The following is a 20,594-nucleotide window of genomic DNA, read 5'->3' on the forward strand; positions in this document are numbered from 1 at the left end:
ATCGACGTCCTCCCTGCATCCCCGTACTCCGACTACGCCCTGGTCAGATGGCGCCCGGCGCGCTAGCGTCCCCGCATGGCAGGCCCCACCGACCTCGCGTTCGATCCCTGGGACCCGGCGTTCGTCGCCGACCCGTACCCCGCCTACGCGGAGCTGCGCGCTCGCGGCCGGGTGATCCGCTACGAGCCGACCGACCAGTGGCTGGTCCCGCACCACGCGGACGTCTCGGCGCTGCTGCGCGACCGCCGGCTGGGCCGGACGTACCAGCACCGGTTCGGCCACGAGGAGTTCGGCCGCACCCCGCCCCCGCCGGAGCACGAGCCGTTCCACACCCTCAACGACCACGGCATGCTCGACCTGGAGCCGCCGGACCACACCCGCATCCGGCGCCTGGTGTCGAAGGCGTTCACACCGCGCACGGTGGAGCGGCTGCGGCCGTACGTCGAGGGGCTCGCGAACGACCTCGTGGCCGCCCTGGCCGGCAACGGCGGCGGTGATCTGCTCACGGACGTGGCGGAGCCGCTGCCGGTCGCGGTGATCGCCGAGATGCTGGGCATCCCGGAGGCGGACCGGGCGCAGCTGCGCCCCTGGTCGGCGGACATCTGCGGCATGTACGAGCTGAACCCGTCCGAGGAGACGGCGGCGCGGGCGGTCCGGGCGTCGGTGGAGTTCTCGGACTGTCTGCGGGAGCTGATCGCGGCCCGCCGCGAGGAGCCCGGCGAGGACCTGATCTCGGGGCTGATCGCGGCTCACGACGAGGGCGACCGCCTCACGGAGCAGGAGATGATCTCCACGGCGGTGCTGCTCCTCAACGCGGGCCACGAGGCGACCGTGAACGCCACGGTGAACGGCTGGTGGGCGCTGTTCCGCAACCCGGACCAGCTCGCGGCCCTGCGCGCGGACCACTCCCTGATCCCCTCCGCGATCGAGGAGCTGATGCGCTACGACACCCCGCTCCAGCTCTTCGAACGCTGGGTCCTGGACGACGTCGAGATCGACGGCACGACGATCCCGAGGGGCTCGGAGATCGCCATGCTCTTCGGCTCCGCCAACCACGACCCGGCGGTCTTCACCGACCCGGCCCGCCTGGACCTCACCCGGAAGGACAACCCGCACATCTCCTTCAGCGCGGGCATCCACTACTGCATCGGCGCCCCCCTGGCCCGGATGGAGCTGGCGGCGTCCATGACGGCCCTCCTCCGGCAGGCCCCCACCCTCACCCTGGCGCAGGAGCCGAAGCGGAAGCCGAACTTCGTGATCCGGGGCCTGGAGGGACTGGCCGTCGAGCTGCGCTGACCACCCGTCCGGCCGATCGGCGAGCCGCCGGCACCGCGCCCGGGCACGCGGGAACTCAAGCAGTGCCGGAAGAGGCGGCGCGGGGCAGCGTGAGGGCCCACGCTCCCTCCAGTACGCGCCACGTCCGGCGCCGTACCGGGCCCGAGACCGCCGCGTCCGCCCGGTAGCGGAAGTCCGCCCCCGTGACCGTCACCGTGTGCCCGGAGGCCAGCAGCGGGGTCGCCTCCGCGCCCACCGACAGGGGCCGCACCTCCACCGAGGCCGTCCCGGTCCGGCCCGGGGTCACCGACACCGCCTCCACCGGCTGGTCCAGGTCGACCACCGTCTCCCCGTCCACCTCGACCCGCAGCCGGGTCACGCGCGGGGACGGCACGGCGGACAGCCGGGCGGGACGGGGGGCGAGGGTGCGGGCCAGCGAGCGGTACCAGGGCCGGTCCGGGCCGAACGGGACCGGCTCGGCGGGGACCGGCCGCGCCGGCGGAATGCCCAGCGTGCCGAGCACGACCCCGTCGCTGTCGTCCACCAGCAGGTCCAGCCGCCGCTCGGCGCCGTCCAGGACCGCCCGCGCCGCCGCCACCGGGCCGCCGGGCACCCCGAGCGCCCCGGCGAGCGCCGCGTCCCCCACCGGCACCACCGACAGCGCGCATCCGGCCAGTTCCCGCCGGCGGTGCAGCAGGGTGACGGCCCGCACCAGCGCGCGGTCGTCACCGATCACCACCGGCCGCCGGGACCCCCTGCGGCCGAGCGCGCGGGCGAATTCCTCCGGGCTGTCCGGCAGGCACACCTTCGCCGCCGCACCCGCGCTGAGCACGTCTTTCGCGATCCGTACGGACTCGCCGTCCGCCTGCCGTGCCGATGGATCGATGATCACCAGCAGCTGATCGGACGTCGCGAAAGTCGCCACCTCGGTCCTGCCTCGCTTCCTCGGGTAGCATCTTTGTGCAAGAGCCCCTTGCGCTATTGCGCCAGGGGCTTCGTCTATTCCGGGGCATCCGGTCCGACGGTTGTGCGACCAACGGCGGTCGCAGTGGTACGCGGCGGTGAACCTTACGCCCAAGCCCCCGACCTTGGACATGCCCCGCCCGGAAGGGGTGTACGCGCGTGCCCGCACTTGTGCTGCTCGGTGCTCAGTGGGGTGACGAAGGCAAGGGAAAGGCGACGGACCTGCTCGGTGGCTCCGTCGACTATGTGGTGCGTTACCAGGGCGGCAACAACGCCGGCCACACGGTCGTCGTGGGCGACCAGAAGTACGCGCTCCACCTCCTCCCTTCCGGAATCCTGTCGCCCGGCTGTACGCCGGTCATCGGTAACGGTGTCGTCGTCGACCCGTCGGTCCTGCTCTCCGAGCTGAGCGGTCTGAACGAGCGTGGCGTCGACACGTCAAAGCTCCTGCTCAGCGGTAACGCGCACATCATCACGCCGTACAACGTGACCGTCGACAAGGTGACGGAACGCTTCCTCGGCAAGCGCAAGATCGGCACGACCGGACGCGGGATCGGCCCGACCTACGCCGACAAGATCAACCGCGTGGGCATCCGGGTCCAGGACCTCTACGACGAGTCGATCCTGACCCAGAAGGTCGAGGCGGCCCTCGACGTCAAGAACCAGATCCTCACCAAGCTCTACAACCGGCGCGCGATCGCCGTGGGCCAGGTGGTGGAGGAGCTGCTGGGCTACGCCGAGCAGATCAAGCCGTACGTCGCCGACACGGTCCTGGTCCTCAACCAGGCCCTGGAGGACGACAAGGTCGTCCTGTTCGAGGGCGGCCAGGGCACGCTGCTGGACATCGACCACGGCACGTACCCCTTCGTGACCTCGTCGAACCCGACGGCCGGCGGCGCCTGCACCGGCGCCGGCGTGGGCCCCACGAAGATCAGCCGGGTCATCGGCATCCTCAAGGCCTACACGACCCGCGTCGGCGCGGGCCCGTTCCCGACCGAGCTGTTCGACGAGGACGGCGAGGCCCTGCGCCGCATCGGCGGCGAGCGCGGTGTCACCACCGGCCGGGACCGCCGCTGCGGCTGGTTCGACGCGGTCATCGCCCGCTACGCCACCCGCGTCAACGGCCTGACCGACTTCTTCCTCACCAAGCTGGACGTCCTCACCGGCTGGGAGCAGATCCCGGTCTGCGTGGCCTACGAGATCGACGGCAAGCGCGTCGAGGAACTGCCGTACTCCCAGACCGACTTCCACCACGCGAAGCCGGTCTACGAGATGCTGCCGGGCTGGAGCGAGGACATCAGCAAGGCGAAGTCCTTCTCCGACCTGCCGAAGAACGCCCAGAACTACGTCAAGGCGCTGGAGGAGATGTCCGGCGCGCCGATCTCCGCGATCGGCGTGGGCCCGGGCCGCGACGAGACGATCGAGATCAACTCGTTCCTCTGAGCGTCCCTTTCCCGGAGCCCGGGGATCCGATGGGATGGCCGGTACGGTGACCCCGGCCGGCCGTCCCGCCCTCCGCGGTGCCGACCGGACTGGGGAGGCGCCCATTCTGTGTGGCCAACGTCCGGTCCCTGCGCGACGAGCAGGAACTGTCGTTCGTCGCGCCCGAGGACGACGAGGACGAGCGGGCCACGGCGCGCGAGACGGAACTCTCCGACGGCAGGCGGCTCCCGGTCCATACCGTCCTCGGCGTCTTCGGCCCGAACGCCTCCGGCAAGTCGAACGTGAGCGCCGCGCTGCGGAACATGCGCCGCTGCGTGATGCGGTCGTACGCCGAGTGGACCTCCTACGACGGCATCCCCTGTGACGAGTTCGCCCTCGACGTACGGCTTCGAACTCGGTCGGCGCCGAGTGGCTCTACGCGTCCCCAAAGGGACGTCGCCAGGTGTGGTTCGAGCGGGACGCCAGCCGGGAGAAGCACTTCGACTTCCCCGGCGACCGTCTCCGCGACCGCGCCGGGCTGGCCCGCACCACTCGCCGGGACGCATTGTTGCTGACCCGTGCCGCGAACGACGGGCACGAGCAGACCCTCGGAGGACGGCCTGCCCGAGGGCTTCCCTTGTCCCGGCTCAGCTCGCGCTCATCCCTCGTTCCGGCCACTGTGACCGCTCGTCGTACACGGCGTTGATCTTCCGGGACGCCTTGAGGAAGGTGTAGTCGAGGTCGCCGTCGTCCGGCTGGGCCGTCCGCGTGTACGTGTTCATGGTCAGGAGCCGCGTCATCGTCGAGGGGTCCTCACCGAAGGAGTAGCGGATGACCGCCCCGTCCTCGGACTCCTTCTTGAAGTAGACGAGGGACGCCATCACCACTCACCTTCGAAGTCTTCCCGCTTGTTCAGCGGCACCTTGCTCTGCCAATTGTAAGTTTCGTTCGCCACTCGATGGGCTTCCTGGTAGGTGGCTCCCGGGTGATCGCGCAGATAGCCGAGCTCCGTCAGCTCGTGTTCCAGCAGCACGTGGTCCTCGGGCAGCGCGTTGCCGGAGCGAAGGCGGATCCAGGCGTCCGCGATCTCGGCGTCCGCGTCGAACTTCCGGACGACGACCTGGCCCGTCTCGTAGTCCTCGATCGGGTGCTCGGTGTCGAAGACGTGCTTCTTGATCGCGCCGATCTCCTCCTCCGAGAACCCCGTCGAACCGTTCGCGCGCGGCACCCCCTGGGTGTTGCGACTGATGGCCTGGATGTCATGCGGGTTCTTCAGGAAGTCGTCGTAGGCGGCTTCCGCCCAGCGAGTCTGGGCCGGGTCGTCGAGGATGTCCCTCGGGCGGCGGCGGGCCCCGGTGAGCCATTCGTCGTTGACGCGGGGGGCCGGCACCGTGGCCAGACCGTCCAGGTCGGTGCCCACACCCAGGAACACGTTCCGGACACCGCCGGCGCCGACGGCGGCCTGGACGCCCCCGGCCCCGGCGCCCAGGACACCGCCGAACGCCATGCCGGTGAGCGCGGAGTCGCTCGCCTCGTCCAGGCTGAATCCGCCCTGCACGCCTGCGGCGATCTTCAGCGGCTGTGCGACGGCCAGGTCGACGGTGACCGACTCGACGCCCGCGATGGAAGCCGTGGCGAGCGTGGTGCCCGCGATGGTGGCGATCTCCGTCGACACCGTGACACCGAGCGTGGCCGCGAGGTCGACGATTCCCGCGGTGGCCGCCGCCGCGGCGGCTTCCGAGATACCGGCGGTGAAGATGGCCAGCGCGGTACCGGCGACGATGGTCGCGCCGACGATTTCGAGCTCGTGCTCCAGCCGCTTGACGGCGGCATGGACGGCATCGGCGTATGTGTCGAGCGCCTTGGCCATGTCCCGGGCGCTGTCGGCCAGGTCTTTCAGCCAGCCGCGGCCATCGTGGTAGTAGCGCCGCCAGAACGGGTCGTCGAAGGCGCTGATCGCCTCGCCCTTGTTGTGTTCGATGATGCCGCGCGCCGACTTGTTGGCCGCGACCAGCACGTCCTCGACGTCATCGGCGAAGTCCCGCCATGCCTTGGCCGCGTCCCGTAGCCCGTCCTCGTCGGCGGCGGGCCACCACATGCCGGTGACGTCCTGGACGATCTCCTTCGCCTTGTCCGCGGCACTCACTTGGCGGAGTCACCGCCCTCGACGGTGATCCGCGAGAACATCGAGCGCACGAGGTACTCGTTGTCGATGTGGCCGTCGGCCATGTCACTCATGGCGTCGTGGATGCTTTGCAGCCCCTGGGAGAGGATGCCGGCGGCGTTTTCCATCTTCGTGACCAGCGGGCCGTAGTGCTCGTGGAACTCGGCGCCTTGGTCGTCGTCGCCCCAGGGGGAACCGGCGGCCGTGAGACCGGACTTGAGTCGTGCGAGCGCCTTGGCCAGGTCGGAGCTGTGGGTGTGGAAGTGCGGTGCGGTCGCCTTGAGATCGGCGATCTTGATGTGGAGTATCTCGTCGCTCATGCCTCGTCCCTGTTCCGGTGGCGCGCCGATCCGTAGACCCTATTTCGATCAAGATCGTCGGATCGGGCCGGAAGCCCAAGAGTGAGTAATGCTCTGACCAAGCAACACGTCGGCGTCAGCTGAACACGATCATCGAGCCCTGGGCCAGTGAGCGGGTCGCCGCCGCGTGCAGGCCCAGCCAGACGTGCCGTTCGCGGGCGAAGGGGCTGGGGTCGTAGGGGGCCGCGACGGCCGGTTCCTCCAGTTCCGTCGGGGCCGCGGGCGGGGCGGGGGGCGCCGGGGGGTTCGCCGGGTCGATGCCGATGGCCGGGGCGACGTGCTGGAGCTCGCGCAGCAGCGCCTGCGACGAGCCCAACGGGCCGCCGCCCGCGAGGAGTTCGTCGTTCGACAGCGGGTGCGGGAAGTCCACGGGGACGTACGCGCCCGCGTGGTCGTAGTGCCAGACCAGGTGGGACTGCTGGGCGGTCGACTCGAACATCTCCAGCAACTGCTCGTAGTCGCCGCCCAGTTCGTCCACCGGGGTGACCGGCAGGCCGCAGACCTGGAGCAGGTGGGCCCGGCGCAGGAAGTGCAGGGCGTCGTAGTCGAAACCGGCGACCGGGGCGACGTCACCGGACAGGCCCGGCATGTACTGGTACACCGGCACCGGCGGCAGACCCGCCTCGGCGAGAGCCTTGTCGTACTGCGCGAGTTCCTCGGCGAAGGGGTTGTCCGGGGTGTGGCACAACACGTCCACGAGCGGGACCAGCCACAGGTCACAGGCCAAAAGAGGGCTCCTACATCGGCAGGCGCGCGGTCACGCACGGCAGCAGGTGGTCAGGGAAGGGTAGTCGGTACGGCCCCTGGGCGGCTCCCCTCGTACGGACCGGACGGGCCGTACCGGTCACTTACCCGTTGGTCAGGTGTTCCAGCAGCGCCAGCGAGTCGGCGTTGGACGCGGCGACGATCGCGCGGGCCGTCTCGGCCTCGCGCCGGGCGAGCGCGTCGACCAGCTCGGTGTGCCCGGCCCAGAGCCGGCCGCGCAGGTCGGGCAGGCGCAGCAGGTGCTGCACCACGCACACCCAGGACTGCACGCGCAGACGGTGCAGGAAGTCACCGAGGTAGGGGTTGCCGAAGAGGGCGCTCAGCTCGCGCCAGAAGCGCAGGTCGTAACCGATGAGGATCGTCAGGTCGCCGGCGCTCGCGGCCCGTTGGGCCTCCTCGCCGCGGCGGCGCACGGTGGCCAGGGCGGTGGCCGTGCGGGGGTCCTCGGGCGGCGTGCGGAAGGCGGGGTGGCCGGCGGCGAGGACCTCGAACATGCCGTCGGTGACCAGGCTGCGCGCCTCGATCATGTTCCGGTAGTCGGTGACCGAGTACTCGGGCACCCGGAAGCCGCGGTGCTGGTCGGCCTCCAGGACGCCCTGCGCGGACAGGTCGACCAGCGCCTCGCGGACGGGGGTGGCGGAGACGCCGTACTGGTCGGCTATCTCCTTCACGGTGAACGCCCGGCCCGGGCGCAGCCGTCCCGCCAGCACCTCGTCGCGGAGCGCGTCCGCGATCTGCTGGCGCAGGGTGCTGCGCGTCACGGTGCCGTTGCCGGGCATGTCCGTGCCTCTCCTCACACGTCCGGGTGACGTACTCGTACGGACTCGCGATCTACGCGGGTCGCTGTTACTTACGAGCACGTCACCTTACGCGCTGCACCCGCCGTGCGGCAGGCACGGTACGGTCACACCGTGTGTTCGTCGGCGACGCTCAACGCGGCGTCGAGCGCGGCCAGACCCTCCTTCAGCTCGGCCTCGCTCGCGTTGCACGGCGGGACGACGTGGGTGCGGTTCATGTTCACGAACGGCCACAGGCCGTTCCGCTTGGCGGCGGCCGTGAACGCGGCCATCGGGGCGCCCGCCTCGCCGGCCGCGTTGTAGGGCACCAGCGGCTCGCGGGTCTCCCGGTTCCTCACCAGGTCCAGCGCCCAGAACATGCCGGTACCGCGCACCTCGCCGACGCTCGGGTGCCGCGCGGCCAGCTCGGCCAGGCCCGGGCCGACGACACTCTCGCCGAGCCGCCTGGCGTTCTCCACGACGCCCTCCTCCGCCATCACGTTGATCGTGGCGACGGCGGCGGCGCAGGCCAGCGGGTGGCCGGAGTAGGTGAGGCCGCCGGGGTAGGGGCGCTTGCCGAAGGTCTCCGCGATCTCCTGGGAGATGGCCACCCCGCCGAGCGGGACGTAACCGGAGTTCACGCCCTTGGCGAAGGTCATCAGGTCCGGGGTGACGCCGAACAGGTCGGCCGCGAACCACTCGCCGGTCCGGCCGAAACCGGCCATGACCTCGTCCAGGACGAAGACGATGCCGTACTTGTCGCACAGCTCGCGCACCCCGGCCAGGTAGCCGGGCGGCGGCACCATGATCCCGGCGGTGCCCGGGATGGTCTCCAGGATGATCGCCGCGATGGTCGCCGGGCCCTCGAAGGCGATCGTCGTCTCCAGGTGCTCCAGCGCCCGGGCGCACTCCTGCTCCTCGGTCTCGGCGTAGAAGCGGGAGCGGTAGAGGAACGGGGCCCAGAAGTGGACGACACCGGCGGCGGCGCCGTCGGAGGCCCAGCGGCGCGGGTCGCCGGTGATGTTGATGGCCTGCTGGGTGCCGCCGTGGTAGGAGCGGTAGGCCGAGAGCACCTTCGGGCGGCCCGTGTGCAGCCGGGCCATGCGGACCGCGTGCTCGACGGCGTCCGCGCCGCCGTTGGTGAAGAAGATCTTGTCCAGGTCGCCGGGGGTCCGCTCGGCGATCAGCCGGGCCGCCTCCGAGCGGGCCTCGACGGCGAACGCGGGCGCGAAGGTCGTCAGCTTCGCGGCCTGCTCCTGGATCGCCGCGACGACCTTCGGGTGCTGGTAGCCGATGTTGGTGAAGACGAGTCCGCTGGTGAAGTCCAGGTACCGCGTGCCGTCGTAGTCCCAGAAGTACGACCCCTCGGCGCCGGCGACGGCGAGCGGGTCGATGAGGTCCTGGGCCGACCAGGAGTGGAAGACGTGCGCACGGTCCGCGGCCTTCACCGCGGCGCCGGCTTCGGGGCTGGGCTGAGGGGTCATGCGGCCGAGCGTAGATGTCCGCGATGCGGAAGTCCTATGGGCGTCCTGTTCCGTGGGCGGGGGCAAAGCACGACAGGTTGTCGACGGCGGGCCGTCCGGGACCGGCCGGGGATCGCCGGACGAGGGACGTCCCGTCCCGCCGCCGCACTATTCTCGGTCGTCGCAGACCTATGGGGGGAAGGCGGACGCGGATGGAGAAGCTGAGGCCGGGGGATCCGCAGGAGATCGGTGCCTATCGGCTGCTGGCGCGGCTCGGCGCGGGCGGCATGGGGCAGGTGTACCTGGCGCGGTCGGACCGGGGGCGGACCGTGGCGGTGAAGCTCGTCCGGCAGGAGCTGGCCGCGCAGGAGGAGTTCCGGGCGCGGTTCCGGCAGGAGGTGCACGCCGCGCGCCGGGTCGGCGGCTACTGGACCGCGCCCGTGCTGGACGCGGACACCGAGGCGGCCGTGCCGTGGGTGGCGACCGGGTACGTGGCCGGGCCGAGCCTCCAGCAGGTCGTCGGACACGACCACGGGGCCCTGCCCGAGCGGTCGGTACGGATCCTGGCGGCGGGGCTCGCGCACGCGCTGAAGGACATCCACGAGGCCGGGATCGTGCACCGGGACCTCAAGCCGTCCAACGTGCTCGTGACCATCGACGGGCCCCGCGTGATCGACTTCGGGATCGCCCGCGCCCGGGAGACGGCGACCGCCGGCGGGGAGGGCCTCACCCGGACCGGGGCGCTCGTCGGGTCGCCGGGGTTCATGGCGCCCGAGCAGGTCCGCGGGGACCGGATCACACCGGCGTGCGACGTCTTCTGCCTCGGCTCCGTGCTGGCGTACGCGGCGACCGGGACCCTGCCCTTCGGCGGCGCCGACAGCGGCGCGCACGCGCTGATGTTCCGGATCGCCCAGGAGGAGCCGGACCTCACCGGGGTGCCGGAGGGGATCGCCGACCTCGTCCGGGACTGCCTGCGCAAGGAGCCGGGGGCGCGGCCCTCGCTGGACGCGATCCTGGAGCGGACGGGGGTGGAGGACACCGTGGCCGAGGGGCGCTCGCGGGACCCCTGGCTGCCGGGTTCGCTGGTCGCGCAGCTCGGCCGGCACGCGGTGCGGTTGCTGGACGCGGAGGACCCGGAGCGGGGGGCGGGGCCGGCGTCCGGTCCGGGCCGGGGGCCCGAGCACGCGGCCGTCTCCGACGGCGGGGACGCCGGGAGCGTCGACCGCCTGCCCACCCCGGTCCCCGCGCCGACTCCGCCGCCCGCGTCCGCCGGGTTCGGACCGGCGTACGGCGCGCCTCAGGCCCAGCAGCCGTACCCGCAGCCGCCGTACCCGCAGCAGCAGCCGTATCCGCAGCCGCCGTACGCACAGCCGCATCCACCGCATCCACCGCAATCCCGGCCCGCCGGCTACGGGTATCCGCCGTCCGGCTCCACCCCGCCGTACGGGCCGTCCACCGTCGGCGTCCCGGTGGACCCCGAGCGGCGCAGCGGGCGGTCCACCGCGCTGCTCGTCGTGATCGCGCTGGTCGTCGCGCTGGGCGCGGGCGGTTCGGTGTACGCGCTGATGAGGAACGGCGGCGGGACCGACGACAAGGGCGGCGGCACGGCCGTCGCGGCGCCCACCGTCACCTCCGGGGCGCGGGACGGCTCCGGCACGCCCTCCCCGTCCGGGTCGCGGGAGCCGTCCCCCTCCGCCTCCACGGCCGGCGCGGTGCCGGACGCCTACGTGGGCACCTGGCGGACGGCCATCGACAACGCGGACGGCTCGAACACCCGTGAACTGACCATCCGGCAGGGCGAGGTGGGCGACACCGTGCTGACACTGGTCGCGGACGGGCCGACCGAGGGCGGCGGGTCGTACCACTGCGTCTTCGCGGCGGAGCTGGCCGAACAGCCCGGTGACGGCGGTCCGCTGGAGATCGGCCCGTCCACCGTGACCAGCGGCGAGCCCGCCTCCTCCTGCACCCCGGGCGAGGCGACCGAGGTCACCCTGCTGCCGGACGGACGGCTGAAGCGGGCGAAGGCGGGCGGCGGGGAGAGCCTCACCTACAGCAAGGAGTGACCGGGGCCGTACGGCAGCGGGCGCGCCCTGGCCGGCCGCGCGGTTCCCCGCGCCACTCCGGGGTGTTCAACGCGGCTCCGGTGGCCGCTGCCGCGGCATGTTCGGGCGGCTGCCGTTCGCCGGTGGCAGGGGGAAACGGGTACCCGGGCCCCCGGCCTCCTGGCGCGGCACCGACGCCACCGCCGTCTGGATGCCCAGCGGCGCCGCCCCCGTGCGGAACTCCACCATCCAGTCGGTCGTCTCCGTGCGCACCAGCTCCGTGACGTCCTCCGAGAACCGCCGCAGCACCGACAGGCACCGCTCGGCCGCCTCGCTCGCCGTGCCCTCCGCCGGTCCCAGCACCTCCCGCACGCACTCCGACGCCCAGTCGAACTGCAACGCCTGGAGCCGCCGGTGCACCGCCTGGGCCGTGGCCACGTCCCTCATCCAGCCCGACGTGACCCCGAGGAACCGGTCGATGCCGACGCAGGACACCGCGAGCAGCAGCGCGAGACAGCCCCAGGGCGCCACCCCGCCGGCCGCCCCGGTCAGATCCAGCAGCGGCAGCGCCGCCCCGGCCACGGCCCCGGCCGCCGCCCCGACCCGCAGCACGCGCGCCCCGCGCCGCTTCCACACCCGGTCCCGCAGGTACCAGGCGGCCGTCTCCAGTGCCCGCCGCTCCACCCAGCGGTACAGGTCGTCCAGCCGCTCGGCGGGTTCGCCCCAGTCCCCGAGCGGGAAGGCCCGCCCGGTCAGATCGCCCGGCCGCAGCCCGGCCGCACCCTCGCCCCGCCCGTCCTGAGGCGGACCCTCGGGCTGCATCTCCGGCTGACCCACCCGGCACTCCCTACTGATCACGACCGGTCACGTAGCGTGACACTCCCTGCCGACGTGCGGCCACCTTCCTACCGCCCAACGGGTGGCGGAGAGGGAGCTTTCCCGACTTTTCCGCTCGTAAGAGGGCCTTGATCAGGTATAGGACTCACGTTGTTCTCACTCGAAAGAGTGGCGGAGCAGTGGCCGCGTGGACCACGTAGGCTCATTCACGACGGAGAAGGACGTCGGAGCAGGACGTCGGAGCAGACGGTGAGGAGCTGATCGTGATCCCCGGTGGTGGCCAGCCCAACATGCAGCAGTTGCTCCAGCAGGCCCAGAAGATGCAGCAGGACCTTCAGCGGGCCCAGGAGGAACTGGCGAACACGGAGGTCGAAGGGCAGGCGGGCGGCGGTCTGGTGCGGGCCACCGTCACCGGCGCCGGTGAGCTGCGGGCGCTGAAGATCGACCCGAAGGCGGTGGACCCGGAGGACACCGAGACCCTCTCCGACCTGGTCGTGGCGGCCGTACAGGCGGCCAACGAGAACGCGCAGGCGCTCCAGCAGCAGAAGCTCGGCCCGCTGGCCCAGGGGCTGGGCGGCGGCAGCGGCATCCCGGGCCTGCCGTTCTGACGCCTCCGCCTTCCGGGCGGGGGCGCGAGGCAACTACCGTACGTACCGACAGGTCTCCAGGAAGGGCAGTCCGTTGTACGAAGGCGTGGTCCAGGACCTCATCGACGAGCTGGGGCGGCTGCCCGGCGTCGGTCCCAAGAGCGCGCAGCGGATCGCCTTCCACATCCTCCAGGCCGAGCCGACGGACGTGAAGCGGCTCGCGCAGGCGCTCCTGGAAGTGAAAGCGAGGGTCCGCTTCTGCGCGACCTGCGGGAACGTGGCGCAGGAGGAGCTGTGCGGCATCTGCCGCGACCCGCGCCGCGACCCCTCCGTCATCTGCGTGGTGGAGGAACCGAAGGACGTCGTCGCGATCGAGCGCACCCGCGAGTTCCGGGGCCGGTACCACGTGCTCGGCGGCGCGATCAGCCCGATCGAGGGCGTGGGACCCGACGACCTGCGTATACGAGAACTTCTCGCACGGTTGGCCGACGGGACGGTCACGGAACTGATCCTGGCCACGGACCCCAATCTGGAAGGCGAGGCGACGGCGACGTACCTCGCCCGCATGATCAAGCCCATGGGCCTGAAGGTCACCCGCCTGGCCAGCGGCCTCCCGGTGGGCGGTGACCTGGAATACGCGGACGAGGTGACCCTCGGCCGAGCCTTCGAGGGGAGACGACTCCTAGATGTCTGACGCCACGCTGCACGCCTCGACGCAGAACCCGGACGACTTCGTGGTCCAGATCGCGGACCAGGTCGAGAGCTTCCTGGTGGCCGTCACGGAGGTGGCGAAGGGCGACGAGCCCGAATGGGCGGTCCCCTTCCTCCTCCTTGAGGTCTCCCAGCTCCTGCTGGCCGGCGGCCGGCTGGGCGCCCACGAGGACATCGTCCCCGAGGAGCGCTACGAGCCCGACCCGGGGCCCGAGCCGGACGTGGACGAGCTGCGTGAGAACTACGCCCGGCTCCTGGACCCGATCGACGTCTACTCCGAGGTCTTCGACCCGTACGAGCCGCGCAAGGCGCCGGTGCCGGCCCGGCTCTCCGACGACCTCGCCGACATCATCACCGACCTCCGCCACGGCATGGCCCACTACCGCGCGGGCCGCACCAGCGAGGCCCTGTGGTGGTGGCAGTTCTCCTACTTCTCCAACTGGGGTCCGACGGCGTCCGCGGTGCTGCGCGCCCTGCAGTCCGTCCTCATCCACGTCCGCCTCAACCAGCCCCTGGAGGAACTGGACGGCCTCGACACCGACCAGGCCGCCGTGGGCGACGAGACCCTGGAGTTCGAGGCGGGCCGCGTCATGGCCGAGGAGATCGGCGAGCCCCTGGGGATCCGTCCCGGGCAGTAACCGGACCGGGGCCGGGTCCGGGCCCGGCACCTTGTGAGCCAGGGCACGTTCCGAGTGGCGGGCCGATCGCTGGGCAGGGGTCGAGACCGGGCGGCCGGATGTCTCACCATGCGGGAGCAGGGTGGTGGAATTCGGACGCTCGATAGACTGAGCCGACACAAACGAACCGAGCGAGGAGCGCACGTGGGCCTTGTCGTGCAGAAGTACGGAGGCTCCTCCGTAGCCGATGCCGAGGGCATCAAGCGCGTCGCCAAGCGGATCGTGGAAGCGAAGAAGAACGGCAACCAGGTTGTCGTCGTCGTTTCCGCGATGGGCGACACGACGGACGAGCTGATCGATCTCGCCGAGCAGGTCTCTCCCATGCCTGCCGGGCGGGAATTCGACATGCTGCTGACCGCCGGAGAGCGGATCTCCATGGCCCTGCTGGCGATGGCGATCAAAAACCTGGGCCACGAGGCGCAGTCCTTCACCGGCAGCCAGGCAGGCGTCATCACCGACTCGGTCCACAACAAAGCCCGGATCATCGACGTCACGCCGGGGCGGATCAGGACGGCTCTCGACGAGGGCAACATCGCCATCGTCGCCGGGTTCCAGGGCGTGAGCGCCGACAAGAAGGACATCACCACGCTGGGCCGCGGCGGGTCCGACACCACCGCCGTGGCGCTCGCCGCCGCGCTCGACGCCGAGGTCTGCGAGATCTACACCGACGTCGACGGCGTGTTCACCGCCGACCCGCGCGTGGTGAAGAAGGCGAAGAAGATCGACTGGATCTCCTTCGAGGACATGCTGGAACTCGCGGCCTCCGGTTCCAAGGTGCTCCTCCACCGCTGTGTGGAGTACGCCCGCCGCTACAACATCCCGATCCACGTCCGGTCGTCCTTCAGCGGACTGCAGGGCACGTGGGTCAGCAGTGAGCCGATTGGGGACAAGAAGGTGGAGCAGGCCATCATCTCCGGTGTCGCGCACGACACCTCCGAGGCCAAGATCACGGTCGTCGGCGTGCCGGACAAGCCGGGTGAGGCCGCCGCGATCTTCCGGACCATCGCCGATGCCGAGATCAACATCGACATGGTCGTGCAGAACGTGTCCGCCGCCTCCACGGGCCTGACGGACATCTCCTTCACGCTGCCGAAGACCGAGGGCCGCAAGGCCATCGACGCGCTGGAGAAGAACCGCTCCGGCATCGGCTTCGACTCGCTGCGCTACGACGACCAGATCGGAAAGATCTCCCTGGTCGGCGCCGGCATGAAGACCAACCCGGGCGTCACCGCCGGCTTCTTCGAGGCGCTCAGCGACGCCGGTGTGAACATCGAGCTGATCTCGACGTCCGAGATCCGCATCTCGGTGGTCACCCGCGCCGACGACGTGCCGGAGGCCGTCCGCGCCGTCCACACCGCCTTCGGTCTGGACTCCGACAGCGACGAGGCCGTCGTCTACGGCGGCACCGGCCGATGAGCCGGGACACGGTCCGATGACCGGCAGGCCGACGCTCGCGGTCGTGGGAGCGACCGGAGCCGTCGGCACGGTCATGCTCCAGATCCTGTCCCAGCGCGCGGACGTCTGGGGCGAGATCCGCCTGATCGCCTCCCCGCGCTCGGCCGGCCGCAAGCTGACCGTGCGCGGCGAGGAGGTCGAGGTGGTGGCCCTGACGCAGGACGCCTTCGCCGGGGTCGACATCGCGCTGTTCGACGTCCCGGACGAGGTCGCCGCCGAGTGGGCGCCGGTCGCCGCCGCGCACGGCGCGGTCGTCGTCGACGACTCCGGCGCCTTCCGCATGGACCCGGACGTGCCGCTCGTCGTGCCCGAGATCAACCCGCACGCCGTACGGTCCCGGCCGCGCGGGATCGTCGCCAGCCCCGACTGCACGACCCTGACGATGATCGTCGCGCTGGGCGCGCTGCACGCCGAGTTCGGGCTGCGCGAGCTGGTGGTGTCGTCGTACCAGGCGGTGAGCGGGGCCGGGCGGGCCGGCGTGGAGACGCTGCGGGCCCAGCTGTCCCTGGTGGCCGGGACCGAGCTGGGCACCAAGCCCGGGGACGTACGGCGGGCCGTCGGGGACGACACCGGGCCGTTCCCGGAGCCGGTCGCGCTGAACGTCGTGCCGTGGGCCGGCTCGCTGCGGGAGGACGGCTGGTCGTCGGAGGAGATGAAGGTCCGCGACGAGTCCCGGAAGATCCTCGGCCTGCCGGCGCTGCCGGTCGCCGTCACCTGCGTCCGGGTGCCGGTGGTCACGACGCACTCGCTGACCGTCCACGCCCGCTTCCAGCGGGAGGTCGGCGTCGACGGGGCCCGCGAGATCCTCGCGACCGCGCCGGGCGTGGTGCTGTGCGACGACCCGGCGGCCGGCGAGTTCCCCACCCCCGCCGACGTGGTGGGCACCGACCCGACCTGGGTGGGCCGGGTGCGCCGGGCCCTGGACGACCCGACCGCGCTGGAGCTCTTCGTCTGCGGCGACAACCTGCGCAAGGGCGCCGCGCTGAACTGCGCGCAGATCGCGGAACTCGTCGCGGCGGAGCTGTCCGTCCCCACATAGCCGTTGAACTTTGTAGGATCTCCGTAAGCACTGTGGCCGGGAGCATGGTCCAAATCCCTTGAACCACTCCCTGCCTGCGACAGAGGATTTCCCTCCCCGCCTTCCGCAACCGTACGGAGGCGGGGAGCGTCTTTGCGGTCACCCTTGCGGGACCTGGGGACGTGATGATCCTGGCGTGGGGACGCCGTGGTCGGGGCGTGGGGGCGCCCGTTCATATGGGACATAAGGGAAGAGCGGGACGCATGACGGCAGTTGAGGCGCCGCCGGTTGTCGCACATGTGACGCCCGGCACGTACAACCCCCGAGGGGGGCGGCGTGTCCAACAGGCGTGGCAGAGGTACTCGAACTCAGTGTGGCCCGCGGCGGCACGGCCCTGCGGCCCCCCGCGGCGCTCCGGCCCCGCCCGCCCGGCGGCATGCCGGTGATCGCGCCCATGCCCGCAGCGCGGCCCGCCCGCATACCCAGTCAGCGTGACGGCGCCGAGGACACCGCGGGTGCCGTGGCGTCCGAGGCCGCCGGCACGACCGTCGACCACCTCACCGAGACCTACCGGGCGCACTACCGCTCGCTGCTCGGCCTCGCCGCGCTCCTCCTCGACGACACCGCCTCCTGCGAGGACGTCGTCCAGGAGGCGTTCATCCGCGTCCACTCGGCCCGCAAGCGCGTCCGTGACCCCGAGAAGACCCTCGCCTACCTGCGGCAGACGGTCGTCAACCTCTCCCGCTCCACGCTGCGCCGGCGCATCCTCGGGCTGAAGCTGCTCTCCAAGCCGATGCCCGACATGGCGAGCGCGGAAGAGGGCGCCTACGACCAGCTGGAGCGCCGCGACCTCATCAAGGCGATGAAGGGGCTCCAGCGCCGCCAGCGCGAGGTCCTCGTGCTGCGCTACTTCGCGGACATGACCGAGGCCCAGGTCGCCGAGACGCTCGGCATATCCCTCGGCTCGGTCAAGGCGTACGGTTCGCGGGGCATCGCCGCGCTGCGGGTCGCCATGGGGACACCGGCATGAGCGACCACGCCGAAGAGGGCGCCTCCCATGAGGGTCACTCCCATGAGCGCCACTCCCATGAACGTCACGAGCCCTACGCCTGGCACGAGCCGACGGAGGGCAACGGGCAACAGCACACGCCATCGCACGCTGGGAACGGAACTGTGAACCACGGCCCCGACGACAAGGGCCCGGAGAGGCTCGAAGGAGTCCACAGCCTGGACGGGCCCGACTCCGACGAACTGGCCCTGCGCCGGCTGCTGCACTCGGCGGTCGGCGACATCGAGCCGCGCACCGGCACCCTGGACCACCTGCGCCGGGCCGTCCCCGCGCGCCGCGCGCGCAAGCGCCAGGCGGTGGTCGGCATGGCCGCGGCGGCCCTGTTCATCGGCACCGCGATCCCCGCCCTCGTGCACGTCTCGCAGGCCGGCGGCTCCGACCCCAACACGGCGATGGCCGGCCAGTCCTCCCAGGCCCAGGGCGGCACCGGGGCGGGCAAGGACAAGGGCACCGACAAGGGCGGCCCGAAGGACGCCGGCGGTACGACGGCCAAGCCCGGCAAGGAGTCCGGCCGGCCCGACGACAAGGGCACGACGCCCGGCAGCGGCGGCGGCTCCACCGGCGCCGCCGACCCCTCCGCCACGTCGGCCTCGGGCGTCCCGCTCTGTACGCCGACCCAGCTGGGCTCCGCCACCGGCAGCGCGAACGCGCCCGACACCGCGGGGGTCGTCTACGGCACCTTCCGCGTCACCAACATCTCCGGCACCGCCTGCACGGTCGCCGGTGCCGGCAGTGTCACGCCCACGGCGCAGGGCGCCGCCGACCCGGCCAAGATCCTCACCGCCCGGCACACCGCCGGTGACGCGGCGACCGCCCTGCCCGACCCGTCCCAGGAGGTCACCGGGCTGGTCCTCCAGCCGGGCGCGGCGTACGAGGAGAAGTTCGCCTTCGTCCCCTCGGAGACCTGCCCCACCACGGGCGGCGACAGCGGTCCGGGCGACCCCGGCCCGACCGGCCCGACGCCCGATCCGTCGCCCACCCAGAGCGCCTCCGGCGCCACGACCGACAGCACCGGCACGGAGGGCACGGCCCCGCAGCTCGCCACCGAGGAGGGCACGGCCGACGGCAGCGTCACGGTGACCCACGCCGCGCAGGGGGGTGCGCCGACGGCGACGGCGGTGGTGCCCGGCGCGTGCGCGGGGACGGTCTACTACACCGGGGTGCTCACGGGCTCCTGACGCTCCGCCGGGAGCGGGGTGCGCCGACGCCGTCCGTCCGGGCGAGCGTGCGTCGTAGCGGCTGATCGCGCGCTTCCCCCGCGCCCCCTCGGGGGTGCGGGTCAGCCGCTCGGTACCGGCTCCCGGTCCGGCTCCTCGGTCACCAGGCCCAGCGAGGCGTCCCGCTGGAACTCCAGCTCCCGGCGCAGCAGACGGAACCACATGAAGACCACGAAGCCCGCGAACACGAACCACTCGCCGGTGTAGCCGAGGTTCTGGAACGCCTTGAGGTCCAGCCCCGTACCGCCCGGCGCGCTCGCGGGCACGGCCTTCATCCCGGCGTCCCCCCGGTCCAGGGTGATCCAGGCGTCGTACAGCCGGTACGGCACCAGGTTCACCAGCGACGCCGGGCTGATCGCGGAGGTCTGCCCGGCGGGGAGCCCGCCCTGCGCGCTGACCCCGTTGTCCCCGGGCGTCTCGGGCGCCTGGAGCGCACCGGTGACGGTGACCTCGCCCCGGGGCGGCGCGGGCGCCTTCGCCGCGTCCGCCGTGCCCGGCAGCCAGCCCCGCACCACCGGCAGCGCCTTGCCGGAACCGGTGCGCAGCAGCGTCAGCACGTAGAAGCCGCGCTCGCCGTCCAGCTCCCGTCCGGGCACCAGCAGCTGCTTTCCGTACCGGCCGCTCGCCGTGACCCGCCGTCCCGAGGTGTTCTTGTCGACGGGCAGCAGCGAGTCCAGCGGGCGCGCGGCCTCGCCCCGGTCGGAGGCGGCCTGCTCGGTCGCGGCGCGATGGTCCTGCACCCGCCCCTCGAACCGGCTCAGCTGCCACGACCCCATGAAGACGCAGAACGGGATGGCGAGCAGCACGAAGACGTTGATGCCCCACCAGCGGGGTGTCAGCAGAAACCGGTACACGCCCTCCACGGTACGGCGCCCGCCCCGGCGGCCGTGCCTCGGGTCAGTCCTTGCTCGCCCTCAGGGAGTAGATCAGCGGGATGCGCGGATGGTCCGCCGGGAACCTGTGGTAGTCGTCGCGCACCTCCAAGTTCCCGAAGCGCGGGAAGAGCGACACGTCGTGCTCGTGCAGGAACTCGATGCGCAGCCCGGCCGCGGCGAGCGCGGAGACCACGTCCCCGAGCGTGTGCTGCCACTCCACGCTGCGGTTGTGGACGGTGACGGCGTCCAGGTCGGCGTAGGTGCCCGGTTCGTTCCACACCTGCGCGTCCCGGGTGAAGTAGTCGCGCACGATCCGGGTGCCGGTCTCGTCGTCCAGGGTCTCGGTGATCGGGTGGAACTCGGCGAGGTAGAGGAACCCGCCGGGCGCGACGAGGGAGGCGGCCGTCCGTGCCCAGCGTCCGAGGTCCGGCAGCCAGCACAGGGCGCCGAGCCCGGTGTAGACGATGTCGTACGACGGCTCGGGCACGGCCCCGGCCGCGTCGTACACGTCACTGGTGACGAAGGAGGCCCGGTCGGGGCCGTACCCGAGGTCGGCGGCTAGGGCGCGGGCCGCCTCCACCGCGGGTGCGGAGAAGTCCAGGCCGACGACGCGGGCGGCGCCGCGGTGGAGCCAGGAGAGGGTGTCGGTGCCGATGTGGCACTGCAGGTGCAGCAGCGACTTCCCGGTGACGTCCCCGACCTCTGCCCGCTCGAAGTCCCGCAGGTCGTCCCGGCGGGTGCGGAAGCCGTCGAGGTCGTAGAAGGGTCCGGCGACGTGGAGGGGCACCCTCTCGTCCCACACGGCCTTGTTGTCCTCGCGCCAGCCTTCGGGGACGGACGGGGAAGTGACGGAAACGCTCATGCCGCGGAAGTTATCCACAGGCTGTGCCCTCCCGCCACCCAATTGTCGGCGCGGCCA

Annotated in this window: 21 protein-coding genes; 11 read left to right on the top strand and 10 right to left on the bottom strand. The window is 71.9% G+C overall.

The window, feature by feature from the left end; all coding sequences use genetic code 11:
* The first annotated feature begins 75 nt into the window (after positions 1-75).
* Entirely contained in the window at positions 76-1,296 is a 1,221-nt protein-coding gene (locus AB0947_RS11560; protein ID WP_366750139.1) for a cytochrome P450, read from the top strand.
* A 55-nt stretch (positions 1,297-1,351) separates the two neighbouring features.
* Here the strand turns inward: AB0947_RS11560 and AB0947_RS11565 are convergent, their stop codons facing one another.
* A complete protein-coding gene (locus AB0947_RS11565; protein WP_366750141.1) occupies positions 1,352-2,200 on the bottom strand; it encodes a diacylglycerol kinase in 849 nt (282 codons plus the stop codon).
* 197 nt (positions 2,201-2,397) lie between these two features.
* On the opposite strand from AB0947_RS11565, the gene AB0947_RS11570 reads away from it, so the two are divergent.
* Both AB0947_RS11570 and AB0947_RS11575 read left to right on the top strand, forming a co-directional pair.
* Complete coding sequence (locus AB0947_RS11570; RefSeq protein WP_366750142.1) at positions 2,398-3,681, top strand: adenylosuccinate synthase; 1,284 nt, start codon at positions 2,398-2,400, stop codon at positions 3,679-3,681.
* 110 nt (positions 3,682-3,791) lie between these two features.
* The gene (locus tag AB0947_RS11575) at positions 3,792-4,235 is read left to right on the top strand and encodes a hypothetical protein (protein WP_366750143.1); all 444 of its coding nucleotides are present in this window, start codon (positions 3,792-3,794) and stop codon (positions 4,233-4,235) included.
* Positions 4,236-4,307: 72 nt separating this feature from the next.
* Here the strand turns inward: AB0947_RS11575 and AB0947_RS11580 are convergent, their stop codons facing one another.
* From AB0947_RS11580 to AB0947_RS11605, 6 genes are all read right to left on the bottom strand, one after another.
* Positions 4,308-4,541 (bottom strand): hypothetical protein, encoded by a 234-nt coding sequence (locus AB0947_RS11580; protein ID WP_366750144.1) that lies wholly within the window; start codon positions 4,539-4,541, stop codon positions 4,308-4,310.
* Positions 4,541-5,806, bottom strand: a complete 1,266-nt coding sequence (locus AB0947_RS11585; RefSeq protein WP_366750145.1) for a hypothetical protein — start codon at positions 5,804-5,806, stop codon at positions 4,541-4,543. Before AB0947_RS11585 ends, AB0947_RS11580 begins: the two co-directional genes overlap by 1 nt.
* A complete protein-coding gene (locus tag AB0947_RS11590; RefSeq protein WP_366750146.1) occupies positions 5,803-6,144 on the bottom strand; it encodes a hypothetical protein in 342 nt (113 codons plus the stop codon). Before AB0947_RS11590 ends, AB0947_RS11585 begins: the two co-directional genes overlap by 4 nt.
* A gap of 115 nt (positions 6,145-6,259) precedes the next feature.
* Positions 6,260-6,910, bottom strand: a complete 651-nt coding sequence (locus tag AB0947_RS11595; protein WP_366750147.1) for a hypothetical protein — start codon at positions 6,908-6,910, stop codon at positions 6,260-6,262.
* Between the two features lie 121 nt (positions 6,911-7,031).
* A complete protein-coding gene (locus AB0947_RS11600) occupies positions 7,032-7,727 on the bottom strand; it encodes a GntR family transcriptional regulator (protein WP_366750148.1) in 696 nt (231 codons plus the stop codon).
* Between the two features lie 125 nt (positions 7,728-7,852).
* Positions 7,853-9,208 (bottom strand): aspartate aminotransferase family protein, encoded by a 1,356-nt coding sequence (locus AB0947_RS11605; protein ID WP_366750149.1) that lies wholly within the window; start codon positions 9,206-9,208, stop codon positions 7,853-7,855.
* 191 nt (positions 9,209-9,399) lie between these two features.
* Between AB0947_RS11605 and AB0947_RS11610 the strand changes: the two genes are divergently transcribed.
* Entirely contained in the window at positions 9,400-11,250 is a 1,851-nt protein-coding gene (locus tag AB0947_RS11610; RefSeq protein WP_366750150.1) for a serine/threonine-protein kinase, read from the top strand.
* 66 nt (positions 11,251-11,316) lie between these two features.
* On the opposite strand, the gene AB0947_RS11615 is transcribed toward AB0947_RS11610, so the two are convergent.
* Positions 11,317-12,066 carry an SLATT domain-containing protein gene (locus AB0947_RS11615; protein ID WP_366750151.1) on the bottom strand — a complete coding sequence of 250 codons (750 nt, stop codon included), beginning with the start codon at positions 12,064-12,066 and terminating at the stop codon, positions 11,317-11,319.
* Positions 12,067-12,329: 263 nt separating this feature from the next.
* Here AB0947_RS11615 and AB0947_RS11620 point away from each other — a divergent pair, with 263 nt between their 5' ends.
* From AB0947_RS11620 to AB0947_RS11650, 7 genes are all read left to right on the top strand, one after another.
* Positions 12,330-12,674 (top strand): YbaB/EbfC family nucleoid-associated protein, encoded by a 345-nt coding sequence (locus AB0947_RS11620; protein ID WP_366750153.1) that lies wholly within the window; start codon positions 12,330-12,332, stop codon positions 12,672-12,674.
* Positions 12,675-12,747: 73 nt separating this feature from the next.
* Complete coding sequence (gene recR / locus AB0947_RS11625; protein ID WP_103814721.1) at positions 12,748-13,347, top strand: recombination mediator RecR; 600 nt, start codon at positions 12,748-12,750, stop codon at positions 13,345-13,347.
* Entirely contained in the window at positions 13,340-14,002 is a 663-nt protein-coding gene (locus AB0947_RS11630; RefSeq protein ID WP_366750154.1) for a DUF5063 domain-containing protein, read from the top strand. Before recR ends, AB0947_RS11630 begins: the two co-directional genes overlap by 8 nt.
* 183 nt (positions 14,003-14,185) lie before the next feature.
* A complete protein-coding gene (locus AB0947_RS11635) occupies positions 14,186-15,457 on the top strand; it encodes an aspartate kinase (protein WP_014673991.1) in 1,272 nt (423 codons plus the stop codon).
* A gap of 16 nt (positions 15,458-15,473) precedes the next feature.
* The gene (locus tag AB0947_RS11640) at positions 15,474-16,535 is read left to right on the top strand and encodes an aspartate-semialdehyde dehydrogenase (RefSeq protein ID WP_366750156.1); all 1,062 of its coding nucleotides are present in this window, start codon (positions 15,474-15,476) and stop codon (positions 16,533-16,535) included.
* Positions 16,536-16,863: 328 nt separating this feature from the next.
* Positions 16,864-17,544: a SigE family RNA polymerase sigma factor gene (locus tag AB0947_RS11645; RefSeq protein ID WP_366750157.1), complete on the top strand. Its 681-nt coding sequence runs from the start codon at positions 16,864-16,866 to the stop codon at positions 17,542-17,544.
* Positions 17,545-17,687: 143 nt separating this feature from the next.
* A complete protein-coding gene (locus tag AB0947_RS11650) occupies positions 17,688-18,761 on the top strand; it encodes a hypothetical protein (RefSeq protein WP_366750159.1) in 1,074 nt (357 codons plus the stop codon).
* 101 nt (positions 18,762-18,862) lie between these two features.
* On the opposite strand, the gene AB0947_RS11655 is transcribed toward AB0947_RS11650, so the two are convergent.
* Together AB0947_RS11655 and AB0947_RS11660 are read right to left on the bottom strand one after the other, a co-directional pair.
* The gene (locus AB0947_RS11655) at positions 18,863-19,654 is read right to left on the bottom strand and encodes an SURF1 family protein (protein ID WP_366750160.1); all 792 of its coding nucleotides are present in this window, start codon (positions 19,652-19,654) and stop codon (positions 18,863-18,865) included.
* A 43-nt stretch (positions 19,655-19,697) separates the two neighbouring features.
* Entirely contained in the window at positions 19,698-20,537 is an 840-nt protein-coding gene (locus tag AB0947_RS11660; protein WP_366750161.1) for a class I SAM-dependent methyltransferase, read from the bottom strand.
* Between the last annotated feature and the right edge of the window lie 57 nt (positions 20,538-20,594).

The organism is Streptomyces sp. NPDC047841, from assembly GCF_040704085.1.
Classification (GTDB): domain Bacteria; phylum Actinomycetota; class Actinomycetes; order Streptomycetales; family Streptomycetaceae; genus Streptomyces; species Streptomyces argyrophylli.

Coding starts and splice junctions, on each gene's coding strand:
- AB0947_RS11660 (WP_366750161.1), bottom strand. CDS start 20,537: ATGAGCGTTTCCGTCACTTCCCCGTCCGTCCCCGAAGGCTGGCGCGAG.
- AB0947_RS11630 (WP_366750154.1), top strand. CDS start 13,340: ATGTCTGACGCCACGCTGCACGCCTCGACGCAGAACCCGGACGACTTC.
- AB0947_RS11605 (WP_366750149.1), bottom strand. CDS start 9,208: ATGACCCCTCAGCCCAGCCCCGAAGCCGGCGCCGCGGTGAAGGCCGCG.
- AB0947_RS11580 (WP_366750144.1), bottom strand. CDS start 4,541: ATGGCGTCCCTCGTCTACTTCAAGAAGGAGTCCGAGGACGGGGCGGTC.
- AB0947_RS11610 (WP_366750150.1), top strand. CDS start 9,400: ATGGAGAAGCTGAGGCCGGGGGATCCGCAGGAGATCGGTGCCTATCGG.
- AB0947_RS11640 (WP_366750156.1), top strand. CDS start 15,474: ATGACCGGCAGGCCGACGCTCGCGGTCGTGGGAGCGACCGGAGCCGTC.
- AB0947_RS11560 (WP_366750139.1), top strand. CDS start 76: ATGGCAGGCCCCACCGACCTCGCGTTCGATCCCTGGGACCCGGCGTTC.
- AB0947_RS11590 (WP_366750146.1), bottom strand. CDS start 6,144: ATGAGCGACGAGATACTCCACATCAAGATCGCCGATCTCAAGGCGACC.
- AB0947_RS11600 (WP_366750148.1), bottom strand. CDS start 7,727: ATGCCCGGCAACGGCACCGTGACGCGCAGCACCCTGCGCCAGCAGATC.